General features: G+C 37.6%; 11 protein-coding genes. 3 read left to right on the top strand and 8 right to left on the bottom strand.

Annotation, left to right across the window (positions count from 1 at the left end; genetic code table 11):
• Positions 1–77: 77 nt before the first annotated feature.
• The 3 genes from CWD90_RS20345 to CWD90_RS20335 all read right to left on the bottom strand — a co-directional run bounded on the left by CWD90_RS20345 (position 78) and on the right by CWD90_RS20335 (position 3,581).
• Positions 78–401, bottom strand: coding sequence for a sterol desaturase family protein (locus CWD90_RS20345; protein ID WP_103477897.1), 324 nt, complete (start codon positions 399–401; stop codon positions 78–80).
• An 82-nt stretch (positions 402–483) separates the two neighbouring features.
• A complete protein-coding gene (locus CWD90_RS20340) occupies positions 484–1,320 on the bottom strand; it encodes a phytoene/squalene synthase family protein (protein WP_103477896.1) in 837 nt (278 codons plus the stop codon).
• Between the two features lie 251 nt (positions 1,321–1,571).
• Positions 1,572–3,581: a fasciclin domain-containing protein gene (locus CWD90_RS20335; RefSeq protein ID WP_103477895.1), complete on the bottom strand. Its 2,010-nt coding sequence runs from the start codon at positions 3,579–3,581 to the stop codon at positions 1,572–1,574.
• 153 nt (positions 3,582–3,734) lie between these two features.
• Here CWD90_RS20335 and CWD90_RS20330 point away from each other — a divergent pair, with 153 nt between their 5' ends.
• On the top strand, positions 3,735–4,616 hold the full coding sequence (locus CWD90_RS20330; RefSeq protein WP_103477894.1) for a MerR family transcriptional regulator: 882 nt from the start codon (positions 3,735–3,737) through the stop codon (positions 4,614–4,616).
• Positions 4,617–4,767: 151 nt separating this feature from the next.
• On the opposite strand, the gene CWD90_RS20325 is transcribed toward CWD90_RS20330, so the two are convergent.
• Positions 4,768–7,500 (bottom strand): AsmA family protein, encoded by a 2,733-nt coding sequence (locus CWD90_RS20325; protein ID WP_103477893.1) that lies wholly within the window; start codon positions 7,498–7,500, stop codon positions 4,768–4,770.
• Between the two features lie 398 nt (positions 7,501–7,898).
• Positions 7,899–8,624 carry a queuosine precursor transporter gene (locus tag CWD90_RS20320; RefSeq protein WP_103477892.1) on the bottom strand — a complete coding sequence of 242 codons (726 nt, stop codon included), beginning with the start codon at positions 8,622–8,624 and terminating at the stop codon, positions 7,899–7,901.
• A 138-nt stretch (positions 8,625–8,762) separates the two neighbouring features.
• Here CWD90_RS20320 and CWD90_RS20315 point away from each other — a divergent pair, with 138 nt between their 5' ends.
• Complete coding sequence (locus CWD90_RS20315) at positions 8,763–10,754, top strand: OmpA family protein (RefSeq protein WP_103477891.1); 1,992 nt, start codon at positions 8,763–8,765, stop codon at positions 10,752–10,754.
• 103 nt (positions 10,755–10,857) lie between these two features.
• On the opposite strand, the gene CWD90_RS20310 is transcribed toward CWD90_RS20315, so the two are convergent.
• Together CWD90_RS20310 and sppA are read right to left on the bottom strand one after the other, a co-directional pair.
• Positions 10,858–11,751 carry an alpha/beta fold hydrolase gene (locus CWD90_RS20310; protein WP_103477890.1) on the bottom strand — a complete coding sequence of 298 codons (894 nt, stop codon included), beginning with the start codon at positions 11,749–11,751 and terminating at the stop codon, positions 10,858–10,860.
• A 266-nt stretch (positions 11,752–12,017) separates the two neighbouring features.
• Entirely contained in the window at positions 12,018–13,778 is a 1,761-nt protein-coding gene (gene sppA / locus CWD90_RS20305) for a signal peptide peptidase SppA (protein ID WP_103477889.1), read from the bottom strand.
• Positions 13,779–13,964: 186 nt separating this feature from the next.
• Here sppA and folK point away from each other — a divergent pair, with 186 nt between their 5' ends.
• Positions 13,965–15,110: a 2-amino-4-hydroxy-6-hydroxymethyldihydropteridine diphosphokinase gene (gene folK / locus CWD90_RS20300; protein WP_103477888.1), complete on the top strand. Its 1,146-nt coding sequence runs from the start codon at positions 13,965–13,967 to the stop codon at positions 15,108–15,110.
• Positions 15,111–15,313: 203 nt separating this feature from the next.
• Here the strand turns inward: folK and CWD90_RS20295 are convergent, their stop codons facing one another.
• The gene (locus CWD90_RS20295) at positions 15,314–15,844 is read right to left on the bottom strand and encodes an RNA methyltransferase (RefSeq protein WP_103477887.1); all 531 of its coding nucleotides are present in this window, start codon (positions 15,842–15,844) and stop codon (positions 15,314–15,316) included.
• Positions 15,845–16,043 lie beyond the last annotated feature (199 nt).

Below are 16,043 nucleotides of genomic sequence, written 5' to 3'. Positions count from 1 at the left end.
AACAAAATGATACAAAAGCAAGCTTTTATTATGGCTTTTATGAATATGTTCGCTCATACCCACAAAAATACATATCATTACGCTACACCCGAGGCAGAGCCTCGGGGAATTCTATAGATTAAAAAGTAGGCCATACCATAAAACAGGATGCCCAAACCTATAAAGAATAAATAGTTGAGAGCGGGGGCTACTCCTAAATACAAAAGAACAATACTTGGAATGGCAAAGATCACAAAAAAGGTATCGTTCTTTTCAAAAATATGAGGGTATTTGGGCTCATGGTGATCGGCATGTAAAACCCATAAAAATCCGTGCATCACAAATTTGTGGGTACACCAAGTAATCACTTCCATAACCACAAAAGTTACCAATGTAATAAGAGTATAAAATACTACTATCATCTACTAATACAAATTTAATTCACGATTTTAACCAGGAGTTTACGCTTGTGTTCATTGGAAATAAATTCTCTAAAAACAACTACTAAATAGCGTTTAGTTTAAACCTTAAATACCCCTTTGCCAATATCACCATTTTCATAGGGTTGGAGATATGGATTCTATCGGTCAGTATTTTTTCGGATTTGGTATGTTTCAGTTTTTTTAAAAGTTTTGAATAATATTTATAAGCTATATAGACCCCTAACCTACTTTCAATAGGCAATTGGATCAGGCCTTTATAGGCCTTTTCAAAGTCTTGCTCAATTTCTGAAATAATTTCCTTTTTCACCTCATCATTCAATTCCTTTTGATGAACATTAGGAAAATATGACCTACCCAGACCCTCAAGGTCCTCTTTAATATCTCTAAGAAAATTAACCTTTTGAAATGCGGAACCCAGATATCTTGCCGAGGATTGAAGGGAATTGAACTTTTCATTATCGTTATCCACAAACACCCTTAAACACATCAGCCCCACCACATCTGCCGATCCATAGATATAATTCTCATATGCCTCTTTGGTCGTATATTCTGATACTTCCAAATCGTATCGCATTCGCTCCAAAAAGACATCTGCGTATTCATAGAGTTCAAACTTATGCACCACAGCTTGAAAAGAATTCATTATTGGATTTAAACTGATTTTTCTTTTCAAGGACAATTTATAATCCTGGATAAATTCGGTCAGCAATTCCTCTTGATCGTAATCATGAAATGAATCTACAATCTCATCGGCGTACCTAACAAAACCATAAATGGCGTAAATAGCTGGTCTTATTTTTGGAGCAAACAATCTAATGCCCAAAGAAAATGAAGTACTATAGGTACGGGTAACCAATTTACTGCATTTTAAACTAGAAGAATCGAAGAGCGCTTTCAATGTTTGTCGTATTTTAAATTAAATATATAATAATTTTCAAAAGAACTAAAGCATAAGTATTGGAGCCGAAAGGTTTGGTTACTACTTACTTACTTTTCAAAAAGCATAAAATCCCTTTCTCACAATGCACCTTCTCCTTTAATCCATTTATTGATATTGTACAGGAGCCTATTATTTATAAAAAACCGACGACCCTTTATAGGCCGTCAGTTTTCACAACCAAACTAAAGCACACTATTTTTAACCCTCTTCTAGTGTCCTAAAGCATCAAGTACTTCCTGTGGTAACAAAACCTTATCGATCACATGAACCACCCCATTGTCGGCTGCGATATCGGCTGGAGCAACTGCTGCGTCCACATCGGTCTTATCCTGAATAAAAACACCTCCGGTTAAATTTACCGTTACGGATTCTCCCTGGGCGGTCTCTACCATTTGTCCATTGGACAGATCCATAGAATAAGCTGCCGTTCCTGCGACTACGTGATATTTTAAAATCTGTGCCAACAGTGCTTTTTCCTCTGTAGTGTCAAAATCAGCCAAACTGTTGTAATCATCACCCAATGTTTCCAATAGGGCTGCAAATGCAGTATCCGTAGGTGCGAACACTGTAAATGGACCATCTGTTTGCAACAGGTCTACCAAACCGGCATCGGCTTGAACCAAGGCTCCTACCAATAGCGATAAAAATTCGGTATCCATAGCCAACTCTACAATGTTTGGCGTTGGTGGCATTAGGGCATCCAAGGCTTCCTGTGGCAATAACACTTTATCAATAATATGCACTACCCCGTTGCCGGCAGCGATATCGGCCGGAGCAACTGCTGCGTCCACATCGGTCTTATCCTGTATAAAAACACCCCCGGTTAAATTTACCGTTACGGATTCTCCCTGGGCGGTCTCTACCATTTGTCCATTGGACAGATCCGTAGAATAAGCTGCCGTTCCTGCGACTACGTGATATTTTAAAATCTGTGCCAACAGTGCTTTTTCCTCTGGAGTGTCAAAATCAGCCAAACTATTGTAATCATCACCCAATGCATCCAATAGGGCTGCAAATGCAGTATCCGTAGGTGCGAACACTGTAAATGGACCATCTGTCTGCAACAGGTCTACCAAACCGGCATCGGCCTGAACCAAGGCCACTACCAATAGCGATAAGAATTCGGTATCTATAGCCAACTCTACAATATTAGGCGTTGGTGGCATTAGGGCATCCAAGGCTTCCTGTGGCAATAACACTTTATCAATAATATGTACTACCCCGTTGCCGGCTGCGATATCGGCCGGAGCAACTGCTGCGTCCACATCGGTCTTATCCTGTATAAAAACACCCCCGGTTAAATTTACCGTTACGGATTCTCCCTGGGCGGTCTCTACCATTTGTCCATTGGACAGATCCGTAGAATAAGCTGCCGTTCCTGCGACTACGTGATATTTTAAAATCTGTGCCAACAGTGCTTTTTCCTCTGGAGTGTCAAAATCAGCCAAACTATTGTAATCATCACCCAATGCATCCAATAGGGCTGCAAATGCAGTATCCGTAGGTGCGAACACTGTAAATGGACCATCTGTCTGCAACAGGTCTACCAAACCGGCATCGGCCTGAACCAAGGCCCCTACCAATAGCGATAAGAATTCGGTACCCATCGCCAATTCTACAATATTAGGTAAGGGCTCTGGTTCCAAGGCGTCCAAAACCGCTTGGGGAACCAATACTTTGTCTATTACATGAACAATACCGTTGGAAGCCAAAATGTCTGCTGGCCCCACTTTTGCATCCGTATCGGTAGGATCCTGAACGTAAACATCACCGTCAATACTGATCGTAATCTTTTCACCTTGCAGAGTAGTAAATTCACTACCATCGGAAAGCGAACTAGAATTAGCGGCCGCACCAACAATTACATGGTATTTCAAGATCATTGCGAGAATCTCCCGTTCCTCTGAAGTATCAAAATCTTCCAGACTATCAAAGCCATCTAAACTGGCCAAAAGTGCTGTAAAAGCAGTGTTGGTCGGTGCAAATACGGTAAAAGTTCCTTCACCGTTCAATGCCCCGATCAAATCTGAATCAGGATTCTCATCCGCCTTGGACAAAGCAGCTACCAAGCTACTTAAAATATCCGTGTCCTGAGCTGTTTCCACTATGGTAGACAAAGTGGGCTCATCAATTATGTCATTATCGTCATCATTACTACATGATACAACAAGTAACATAGAACTGATTAATGCTAAAAAGTAAATACTAAATTTTTTCATGTCTAATGTTTTTATGTGTATAGTTCGACAAATATAATAATTATTTTGTTTTGTACAACTTTTTCATATAAATAATTAGACAAAAATATTCAACCACCCATTGGTCATTAGAATTTTTGTTTAACTTTACTTGAAAATTTCTTAGACATTAGGATGAGCAGGTACTCCATGGCACAAATAGTTTCCCTAACAGGTATTACTTCTCATACCCTGAGAAAATGGGAGAGTAGATATGATTTTTTAGTTCCAGAAAGAACAGATACCAATATTCGATTTTATTCGGACAGTCAATTAAAAAAGCTATTAAACATAAGCATCTTAAGAAATCAAGGTGTTCGATTATCAGCCATAGGCAAGATGTCCGACGACGATATCCACAGAATGGTTTCAGAGGCTTTGATCGATTCTAACCAAGACGAGGAAGTTAAGGCCTTGATATTAAGTATGATTAATTTGGACGAACAAGAATTTGACAATATAATTAAGTCCCAAATTATCAAAAATGGCATATTGTCCACTTTCACCGACGTTATTTATCCATTTCTGCACAAGGTGGGGGTTCTGTGGGGCATCAATAAGATTATGCCGGCACAGGAACATTTTGTATCAAACTTAATTCGACAAAAAATATGTTCTGCTATAGATCTATTACCGATTGCTCCAGAAAATGCTCCAAAGATAATATTGTTTTTAGCTGAAGGTGAAAGTCATGAAATAGGTTTATTATTGTCTGACTTTATTGCTAAAAAACTAGGGTGGAGAGTTTTTTATCTTGGACAAAATGTGCCCCATGACAACGTAAAAACCATGGCAGAGTTGGTAAAACCAAATTACCTCCTTACCTTTTTTGTTACTACAACACCCTCAATAGTTGAAGAAAAAGTTTTTAAATTATCATCCGAGTCCAAAACACCCCTTCTATTTTCGGGCAGTCCCATTAATTTTGAACTTAAGGATAATGACAATATGGTAACCTACCTAAAAAGCCCCAATGATTTAATAAAAGTTTTGGAAGATGTATTGTCGCCAACCTAATATTTAAACACCACGACAAACTCCATAATAAGAATGTTAATTATAACGATTTAAATAATCGCAGGAGTATACCCATCAAGTAAATAGGTATGCTCCTATTGAATTGCAACTATTAATGGCACTTTTAGAGTTGTAGCCATACAGCATTAGATTATTGCACGCTATCTTTCTCCTTTTCTGCCTCCTTTTTTTTACCAAAAAGTCCTCCTATTATTTTTTTGGCAACTTCTTTCTGGGCTTCTTTTTTCGCTATGGCCGTAGTATCCGTTTTCCCTGTAGAATCAGCTTTTTTGGTTGTTCCACCCAAAAGACCTCCAATAACATCTTTGGCGCTCTCTTGATTTTTCTTTTTGGTGGAATCCGTGGCCTGTTGGTTTTTGGTGATAAGATCCCCAATAAAATCCTTCGCCTTATCCTTTCCTTTATTAATTAATTTTTGTTTTTCAACTTCAATAAGTTGAGCCGTTAAATTTTTTATGCCTGAAGTAAGGTCCGTAGTCACAGTAGGACTACTATAACCTCCTCCTATATTTGCTGTTACAGGAATGGTCAAATTCTCCAAAGATTTTTCATCAATTCTGGCAATTAAATTGGCAATATCCTTTCCTAAATATTTGGCAGGTACTTCAATAGTGGCTGCGTAGTTCAGTTTTTGATCGAAAGTATGGCTACCGGCTACATTTATGGCAAAATCCTGATATTTAATAGTAAACGGTTTTACCTTTACCACACCGTCCTCGAAAGTCAAAGCCGTTTTCAAATCTTTTAAATTCAATTTTTCCAAATTTAAAAAACTCAATTTACTGTCAAGTTGAGAAATTAATGGAGCACTATTTGCATCGATTTGATTCGTCAATAATTCTGCCAAAATATTACCCGAAATGGTATTTAAATTGGGCGTAAAATCATCTTTTAAACTTCCTGATATCTGCACATCCGAATTTAAGGTTCCTTGAAGGATTTTTGCAATAGGCGCCAATGTCCTAAACATTTCCAAAGCCTCGAAAGTCTCTGCAATCTTAAAACTTGCCATCCCTAATTTCATAGCAAAAGTAGGTGTGGCCTCCTTGGTGGACACTTCCCCGTTCAATGCCAATTTACCATCAAATATTGAAGATGTCATATTGGTTAGTATCGCCTTCTCATCCTTTATTTGAAGCGTACCCTTCACATCCTTCAAGGTAAGGTTGTCGTAAATCACAGTGTTGGCGGTAGCATTTATGGTACAATCCAAAAAAGAAGGTATCTTAATTTTTTCTTCGGTGGATTTAGTTGGTGCCTCTTTTCCTCCCCCAAGGTTCTCCGTAGCCGTTTCAGCCACCATAAAATCGTTAATGGCAAAAGTATTGGACCTTAGATTGAAGTTGCCCTCCACATTTTCATTATTGAACATAAACCCCAGCAGGTTGTTGATGGTTCCCGAAGCATCAAAATCGGTCTTGCCCGTTGCCCCTTCCAATTTGTTAAGGGTTACCGTAGTTGGATTAAATGTGACTGATGTATTTTTTAAAATAATAGGATTGGGAAATTCATCGGATTTATACTCAAAGTCCTTTAAATTTAAGGTGCCATTGGTCTTCGTATTCTCATACTTCTTCTTTTCAATGGATGCCATATCGAAAGCCGTGGAAATATCCGCATTTAAGATTCCCTTTAAATTTAAATCGGCCGGTACCGGATAAGCTTTGGAGATATTTGCCAAATTCATCTTTCCATCTATCTTGGCGCTCACCTTGGTATTGCCCATAAGCTCACTTATTTTGGCTACCATATTAAACTTATCTTCGTCTATCATAAAGGATAATCTGCGGATATCCACATAGGTATCTTCTACAATTCCAGTATTATTGGAAATTTCTGTATCTATAAAAACATTTCTAACCGATTTTGGCAAATCGGGATATTTAAAGGAAGCGTTATCCGAATTGATATCAATTTTAAACTGTGGAATATGATCTTCGTCCACAATGCCCTTAAACTCACCCGCAACCGTAAAATTTCCGCTAGTTGACACCTGTTCTATATTTTTGGAATATGCCGCTGGGATAACCGCTAAGAAGTTTTTAAAGTCTGAAGACACCGTTTTAAAAGAAATGTTTACCTCTTGGTTATCTTCATTCAATTTCACAAAGCCATCAAATACTAAGGCCAATTGATTTACCATGGCCTCATTCTTTAAAAAGGAATATTTATTTTCCTTTAAATCAACCCCAATAAGTGCCTTCAATTGCACTGGATTTTTATTCAAATATTTTGTGCTATCCATTTCAAATGAAACCAAACCACTGGTTTCTGTATCCAACTCAGAATTTTCCAAGGAGAGATCGCCCTTTCCCTTGTGGTTCATTTCAGAAATTGCAAAAAACATACCGCTAGAAAGGTCATTGTAATTTATAGTTGCATTATTAATGCCATAAGATTCCATTGATAATGAGAAACCGCTATCAGTAGACGCTGTATCCACTGGAGAAGAACCGTCATTAATGGCGATATCATAGTTTGCCTTTTCTTCCTTATCCACTATTACATTTAACAATGGACCATCAAGGATTAGACTTTTTATAGCAATTGGCTCACTTGCGTCCTTAAACAGTTCCTTAATAGACATGTCCAAGGTTACCTTATTAGAAGCAAAAAGAGTATCTCCCTCAAAAGGTGCCTTATTAATTAGTGTTATATCACTTAAAGTAACGGTAGCATTTGGAAAACTTCTAAATAGACTTAAATCCGCATCGGAAAAATTGAAGGTGGCATTAATATTATTATTTACCTTATTCTTAATGATATCGGCAATTTTTCCCTTTAAGAAAAATGGAGTAGCAATTAATAATAAAACTAATACCAAAAATACCCCACCGACAATCTTTAAAATTTTCTTTTTCATCTGTTGCTATTTAAACTTTTTTGTATCTGAAAGACCTGTTTTTTATTGGTCTATGTAATTAATTCCCAGGCCTTGCATGTATATCAACCCATTATTCAAGATAATCCCGAAGGCCTTAAATACCAGCTGTAGCATACAAATCCTTTTCTACGATATCCTTTATCTAAACCAAATCGCCCAATATTACTTAAAACGGGGCTATTTCATTAAACATATGCATTAAAATTTTGACGCAATTCTACAATAAATAGACAAGTCCAAGCCCAATTTCCATATAGTTTAAATAATATTTAACATAGAAAGGAAAAACAGTTTAGGCCTTGGCCATCACCATTACAACGCTTTATCAAAATTGAACTATTGGGTTCTTCGTTAAGAACAACAAAAAGGTGATTTTATTATGCTTCAAGGTCAATTTCCTGGTTTACTTTCAAATTAAACCGCTTTCTAAATAGATATACGAAAAAATATAGAAAAGGGGTGTCGAAGAAGGCCACAATTATCTTAAAAATAAAACCGCTGATAACTAGTCCGTAAAACATAGACCATGGCAGTACTTTAAAAACACACAGAAGCCCCACTACCGTAAACGTATCTATAAATTGGGAGAGAAAAGTCGAGAAATTATTACGAAGCCATAAGTGTTTCCCATGCGTTATTCTTTTCCAAAAATGATAGATACCGATATCTATATATTGGGCAAAAAGATAAGCCAACATTGAGGCTAAAACAGCAATAGGGGATAATGCAAAAACATGGTTAAATACCTCATCGTTGACTGGTGAGTTTGGTAGTGCGGGAACACTATTGGCCAACAGAACGATTCCCATTGAAAAAAAGGACGCAAAAATTCCTGCGGTTACAATCTGGTTTGCTTTTTTTCTGCCATAAATTTCCGATATCAGATCCGTAATCAAAAACGTTAAGGGATAGGGTAAAATGCCCACAGAAATTTCAAAAAGCGACGCTCCCAAAACCGTAACATCCCCAAAAGGCTTCCAATAAAAAAACTTTTGAAAAATTAAATTGGAAACCACCAAAGAGGTAATGAACAAAGCTCCCAAATAGAGGTAAATCTTAAAAGCTAGCTTTTTATCCTCATCCTTTAAGACTGAATTCTCCATACAACAATAAAATATTTTAACATATTATAATTTAATTCCAATAAAAACGTTTCTACACTTTGATTCTTGAAAAAAAATCAAATTTAAGGGAACAAGAATCGATTAACAATAAAAAAGAAATAAACAAAATTTTTAAGCATGAACAAAAGTATTTTAGTAGCATTCCTAATTCTAATAACCGCAGTAGTAAAGGGTCAGTCTTATATTGGACTAGGTACTGACAATTACAATGGGGTGCATGGGCTAATGTCCAACCCGGCCAATATAGTGGACTCTAGATTTAAAACGGACATAAACCTTATAGGGGTTAGTGGATTAATAGGAAACGACTATTACAGTGCAAAATTTGGCGATATTTTTAAAGACAGTTTTGATTTTGATGATGATGGAACAAAATCGCCCAAAAATGCAAATAACGCTTATGGCAATGTTGATATTTTGGGACCATCATTCTTGTTCAACATCAACTCTAAAAATTCATTAGCTGTTTTTACCAGAGGTAGGGTATTTTTCAATGTCAACGAAATAAACGGAGATACCTATGATAATATTTCCAATGAGTTCGATGAAAATGAGGATTTCAACGTAAATGAAGGCGATTATCAGATGAGCGCCAATGCTTGGGCAGAAACAGGGATTACCTATGCCACAGTGCTTATGAACGAGGAACAACATTTTCTTAAGGGAGGTATCTCCTTAAAATACTTAATGGGTTATGGCAACGCTTATTCCAGTGGAAAGAATATAATTATAGATTATGACGCTGACGGTTCCGGAACTACGGGAAGCATTGATTCCCAAGGTGAAATATCCTATGGCAACAGTGACAACATAACGAACGATTTTGAAGACTACGAATTTGTTAAAAGTGCGGACGGCTTTGGGGTAGACCTAGGTTTTGTTTACGAATGGCGCCCAAATTTTGCGGACTATACGGTGATGGATAAGGATGGCAATCCCTACGCTCCCAAAGACATTAACAAATACAAATTGAAATTTGGACTATCCTTAACGGACCTAGGTAGCCTTAAATATAAAGGGACCGAAGAGGCTTATGACATTACCAATTCTATTAGCGAAGACGATTTTGACAACGAAGAAGGATTTGAGGACAAACTAAACAATCTTTACACACAGATTAGGTCTGGAAACGCATCCAAAGCCGTTTTGCCCACAGCCTTGCATTTAAATGCTGATTGGAATATCAACAATCACTTTTATATGAATCTAAATACCGATTTATCAATAACCTCAAAAAGTAATACCAATACCAATAGTATTGCCAACATTGTTTCGCTTACCCCTAGGTTCGAAAGCAAATGGTTCAGTTTTTATTCTCCTGTTAGCTATGTCCAAAACATAGGCGTACAGTGGGGAGCTGGATTAAGGGCAGGGCCATTGTATATTGGTTCCGGATCTATTCTAACAGTATTAACAAGCGACCAATCTAAAGGTGCGGATGTTTATGCAGGTTTAAAAATTCCAATTTACCAATCCAGACCAAAAGACAAAGACGAAGATGGCGTATTGGATAAGGTAGATGGTTGTCCTGAGGTTCCAGGACCAGTGGAAAACAACGGTTGTCCTTGGGAAGATACTGATAGTGACGGTGTATTGGATAAGGATGACAACTGTCCCGAAGAAGCGGGAGTAGCAGAAAATAATGGCTGTCCTTGGCCTGATACGGATGATGACGGTGTATTGGATAAAGATGACAATTGCCCTGATGTAGCTGGAACAGTGGCCAACAAAGGATGTCCCGAACTTACTGAAGAGGTCCAAAAAACCTTAAACGAATACGCCAAGACCATTTTGTTCAATTCTGGAAAGGCCACGATCAAAATAGAATCTACCAATGTCTTGGTAGACATCATTAAGATCCTTAACGAATATCCCAATGCCAAATTTACGGTTGAAGGGCATACCGACAGCATAGGCAGTGTACCGTCCAATCAAAAACTTTCCGAGGAAAGGGCACTTTCGGTTAAGAATTTCTTAGTTGAAAAGGGAATCGACAGCTCTAGGTTAACATCCATTGGATACGGCGAAAGCAAACCAATTGCTACCAATATGTACAAAGCAGGACGTGCGGAAAACAGACGTGTAGAAATAAACTTGGTTAAAAATTAATTAATAAATTAAACCAAACTAAATAAGGCCGTCCAACCATTTGTTGGACGGCCTTATTATTATCAATATCGTTGTCCAAAAATCAAAACCTGATTTTCAATTATTAAAAATCCCTATCCCTATCCTCAATTATCCTGTATTTTGTTGTAAAGAAGTCATCGGCAACTTTATTAAATTCATCTGTATGGGTCACCAATGTATAATGCCCTGAATTGGGTAAAATCCACAAATATGCATTTGGAATATTTTGAAATATCTTTAAGGTATGATTAGGTCTAATGACATCGTGATCCCCTCCAACAACCAAGGTCGGTAAGGTTATTTTATGCAGATCTTCCACAGTAATATTTGGCTGTTCTACCAACAACTTACTATACTTGAATACTATAGAATCCAAGGGTGTTTTAGCTCCTACTTCGGCAAACATTTTTTTAAACATATTATAGGTTTTTGTTGCCCTTTGAAGCACATTCGGCGAAACTGCCGATGAGTCCGATTGCAGGTTGGCTCCTGTTATAACCAATTTTTTTACTTTTTCGTGGTGCCTGATCGCCATTAGCAACCCATTTACACCTCCGTCACTCCAACCCAAAACAAAAGCTGAATCAATTTTCATTTGCGATAGTAAGGCAGCGTAATCATCGGCCATCATTTCATAGGAAAGTGAATCCAACTTATCCACTGACTTACCGTGATTTCTGCTATCAGCGACAATAACCTTATACTTTTTTGAAAAGAAGGGTATTTGTTTTACAAATGCGCTGATACTTGCTCCATTTCCATGAATTAAAAGCAATGGTTCCCCTGTACCATACGTTTCGCAATACATTTTAAAACCCCTAATATCATAATATTTCCCAGTGTCAGGATTATTGCCATAAACTGTGTTTTTTGTTAAACTATCATATTCCTTCCTGATTTTATCTATTGAGTTTTGTCCTAAAGAAACAAAACAGGAACAGATAAATAATAAACGAAACAAAGTAGTTTTAGTCATCCTATTTTATGTTTTAATCCATATTAAATTTAAAACAAATAGACTATTTCCGGAATAGCATAAAGATGTGATAATTGAAGAATAACAAAACTCAGTGAATAGTTAAGAAATCAATTGCCACAAAGGGTTAACTGGCCAATTGGGATATCCGAAGGTAACAGGGAAAGGTTTAGTTATTAAAACCGATGATCTAGAATTAAAAAAGACCGCCCAATTGTTTTTGGACGGTCTTTTTTGGTTTAATTATATTTTCGATTTAATAAATCCTATTTGATATTCAAGGTAAAAGGCATTCTGGCCTGAACTCCTTTATTTTCCATCGCGGATTTTATTTCCTTTAGAATGGAATAGGCTTCTAACCCAATTTCCTGCTGAATAAAGGTCTCTTTGCTCTTGGCACTGGCACCACCCATATCTTCCATAAACTTCTCGAAATCAGATTTATATTTTGGAAGTTTTTTAATGCCATATTTGTCAAGATTCACCATTTTGGCTGCCTCGGCAATAGCTTCATCGAGTCCACCGAGTTCATCAACCAATCCCAATCGTTTAGCATCTACCCCGCTCCATACTCGGCCTTGGGCCAGACTATCTGCTTGAGCCATAGTAATACCCCTGCCCTGAGCCACCCTTTCCAAAAACGTTTCGTAAGTTGCCTCTATCCCCTCTAGCACATTATTTCTAAAATTATCGTTCATTGGTTCAAATAGGGAATACTCCACCGAGTTTTTGTTGGTCCCCACTTGTTCTGCATTTACACCCATATTCTTGGCCAGTTCACTAATATTGGGCACTGTACCAAAAACACCAATAGACCCCGTAATGGTGGTGGGTTCAGCAAAAATTTTATCGGCTCCGGCGGCTATGTAGTACCCCCCAGAAGCAGCAACATCGCCCATAGATACCAACACTGGTTTAGACGCCTTGGTAATTTCAATTTCGCGCCAGATAATATCGGAAGCCAACGCACTACCTCCTGGAGAATTTACCCGAAGCACTATCGCTTTAACTTCATCATCTTCCCTAGCTTTTTTGAGCGCATCATTAATAATTCCTTGACCAATTACATCCGAGCCGCCCTCACCGTACCATATTTCACCCTGAGCATAAATCACAGCTATCTTATCTTCACCGCTTTTAATTTTTATCCTGTTGGCTGTCCTAATGTAGTCCGATATGGCAACATAGTTAATATCTTTATCATCCTCGATCTCCAATGCCTTCTTGATTTTTGATTCATATTCATCAAAGAACACCACATCATCAATCAATCCAGACAAAACTGCATATTTTGGTTTTCTGGTGCCTAAGGTATCCGCTATTAGGTTTAAACTTTCCATGGAAATATCCCTACTATCAGAAATATTAGTAAGCATGGAATTCCATAAGGCGTCCAGTAACTCCTTGATCTGTGTCCTATTGGCATCACTCATTTCGTTTGCCAAAAAAGGTTCAACAGCACTTTTGTATTTCCCATGGCGAATTACCTCCATTTTAATGCCGGTCTTTTCCTGAAGTTCCTTAAAAAATAACACTTCAGTAGAAAGTCCTTTAAAATCCAAGTCTCCCACAGGATTAAGATATACTTCCTTAGCAACACTGGCTAAATAATAATCTTTCTGGGTGTAAAAATCTCCAAAGGCGTATATGAATTTCCCACTACTTTCGAAGTCCAACAGCGCATCACGTATTGCTTTGGTTTGTGATAAACCAGCCATAATCACATTATTATTTAGGCTTATCCCTTTTATCTTGTTATCGTCCTTGGCTACACGAATGGCATGCAAAATATCGTCCAATCCTTGATTTACATTAAAAAGCCCCGCAAAAGGATTGCTTTCGTCCATCCCTACATAATCGTTGATCGGGGTTTGTAATTGAATTTCCAATACGGAATTATTCTTGACTACCACTGTATCTTCACCTCTTCCTATGAGGGCTGCCAAAACCAGGAACATTACAAACACAATTCCAAAGGCAATGAGGCAACCAATAATTGCCGCTAATAAATTTCTTAAAAAGTTCATTCGATATAAGTATTGCTAATAACCAACAAAGATAGCCAAAGTGGAATTTATGCAATTATAAATATTGAATTATATCCCTAAGAGCCATTAGAATTAGTAACTTGAATAAGTCCTATAAAATTTACCCGTGTTTTTGTTATTTCCCTTTATGAAGTAAATTTCTTTTGTTTACTTTGCCCGCTGATTATGAAAAAGACTGTAACAACATATCTTTCACTTGGAAGTAATTTAGGGGACAAACTAAACCACCTACAGGAGGTGGTGTTTTTGATCCAAGCCACTATTGGAAGAGTTGTTAAGATATCACCGATCTACCAAACACCGGCATGGGGTTTTGAGGGTGAAGATTTTTACAATGGCTGCATTGCTGTAGAAACCTCCCTAACGCCATTGGTTTTATTGGAAAACTTATTGAAAATCGAAACTAGGTTGGGTAGGGAGCGCAATCAAGGAACTGGTTACGCTTCCAGGACCGTAGATATCGATATTTTATATTATGATAGGGAAATAATTAAAACCGAGGCCCTGACCATACCACACCCCAACCTGCAATTGAGAAGGTTTGTACTCAAGCCACTGGCGGATATAGCCCCACAGTTCTATCACCCTATCTTAAACAAGGATACTAGAAACCTATTACAAGAATGCAAGGACAAAAGCAATATTACCCGAACCGAACATACCTTATACCCTACCAGATCACAACTTTTCTCCCAATTGCATTATATAGCCATTGAAGGAAATATTGGTGCTGGCAAAACCACATTGGCCCATAAGATAGGACAGGATTTCAACGCTAAATTGGTGCTGGAAAGATTTGCGGACAACCCATTTCTGCCCAAATTTTACGAAGACCAGAGTAGATTTGCCTTTCCTTTGGAAATGTCATTTCTGGCGGACCGCTATCAGCAATTTATGGACGACACCTCACAATATGACCTGTTCAAGAACTTTATGGTGAGCGATTACGACATTAACAAATCCCTTATTTTTGCCAAGATCACCTTGCAAGAGGAGGAGTTTAAACTTTACCGGAAGCTCTTTACTCTAATGCACAAAGAGATTAAGAAACCAAAAATGTACATCTACCTTTACCAAAACACGGAACGTTTACTTCAAAATATACAGCAAAGGGGAAGAGATTACGAACAGAATATTGCTCCTGAATATTTAGAGAAGATAAACCGAGGGTATTTCGACTTTTTCAAAAGTTTCCCAGAACAGAACAATCTAATTTTAGATGTTAGTGAACTAGATTTTGTCGAGAACAATGACGATTATGAGGTGATATTGGACCAAATCCAAAAATTTGCGATGAAACTATCATTTTAAGATAATTTTCACATATTACTTGCACAGAACAAATCAATTTATTTACTTGCGCCTCCAAGAAAGCGGTTTTGAGTGGTAATTATCATTAAAAATTACGATGGAAAGACGCTTAGGTTTTGAACTAACTAACTCAAACTATATATTGCCGACCCAACCAATAGGTTGGGTTTTTGGTTTTATATAGGCATTCTTTTTTATTGATTTTACGCCTTCAATTTGGCCCAGAGATCCCATACCACGATACCCACACTTACCGAAATGTTCAAAGAATGTTTGGTGCCGTATTGCGGAATTTCCAGTACGCCATTACTGTTTGAGACCACATCTTGGGAAACCCCTTTTACCTCATTGCCAAAAATCAAGGCATATTTTTCGTTTTTATCCACTTTGAATTCGTTCAACATAACCGCATTTTCCGCCTGTTCCACAGAAAGCGTAGTATATTCGTTCTTCTTTAATTCCTCCAACAAATCCCTTGCGTTTTCACGATATTCCCAGGCAACACTATCTGTTGCCCCCAGGGCCGTCTTATGAATTTCCTTATGAGGCGGGGTTGCAGTAATGCCACACAGGTAGATTTTCTCGATCAAAAAGGCATCCGCCGTCCTAAAAACGGACCCAATATTGTTAAGACTTCTTACATTATCCAACACAATGCAAATTGGAGTCTTTTCCACCTGTTTAAACTCATCCACATTAAGTCGGTCCAATTCGCTATTCTCCAGTTTACGCATTCAATTAAATTTAAATATTCACTTTTTACAATACCGATAATCTTAGTCAAACACCTCTCTAACCAACATAAAGTTATTCCCAAAATATCAACAATAGTGTACATTCCAGTAGATAAACCTTACATTCGTTGTTTCAGAAAGGAATGCAAAAATAAGTTAATAAAATCGCTTTGGCCGACTCAGGAAAAACAAAAAAGGT

The organism is Arenibacter catalasegens, from assembly GCF_002909235.1.
Classification (GTDB): Bacteria; Bacteroidota; Bacteroidia; order Flavobacteriales; family Flavobacteriaceae; genus Arenibacter; species Arenibacter catalasegens.
This window is presented reverse-complemented; position numbering and strand designations above follow the sequence as displayed.

Bases quoted from the DNA above. Each gene is read 5' to 3' on its own strand.
- CWD90_RS20315 (WP_103477891.1), top strand. From the start codon at position 8,763: ATGAACAAAAGTATTTTAGTAGCATTCCTAATTCTAATAACCGCAGTA.
- CWD90_RS20325 (WP_103477893.1), bottom strand. From the start codon at position 7,500: ATGAAAAAGAAAATTTTAAAGATTGTCGGTGGGGTATTTTTGGTATTA.
- folK (WP_103477888.1), top strand. From the start codon at position 13,965: ATGAAAAAGACTGTAACAACATATCTTTCACTTGGAAGTAATTTAGGG.
- CWD90_RS20330 (WP_103477894.1), top strand. From the start codon at position 3,735: ATGAGCAGGTACTCCATGGCACAAATAGTTTCCCTAACAGGTATTACT.
- sppA (WP_103477889.1), bottom strand. From the start codon at position 13,778: ATGAACTTTTTAAGAAATTTATTAGCGGCAATTATTGGTTGCCTCATT.
- CWD90_RS20295 (WP_103477887.1), bottom strand. From the start codon at position 15,844: ATGCGTAAACTGGAGAATAGCGAATTGGACCGACTTAATGTGGATGAG.
- CWD90_RS20335 (WP_103477895.1), bottom strand. From the start codon at position 3,581: ATGAAAAAATTTAGTATTTACTTTTTAGCATTAATCAGTTCTATGTTA.
- CWD90_RS20310 (WP_103477890.1), bottom strand. From the start codon at position 11,751: ATGACTAAAACTACTTTGTTTCGTTTATTATTTATCTGTTCCTGTTTT.
- CWD90_RS20345 (WP_103477897.1), bottom strand. From the start codon at position 401: ATGATAGTAGTATTTTATACTCTTATTACATTGGTAACTTTTGTGGTT.
- CWD90_RS20320 (WP_103477892.1), bottom strand. From the start codon at position 8,624: ATGGAGAATTCAGTCTTAAAGGATGAGGATAAAAAGCTAGCTTTTAAG.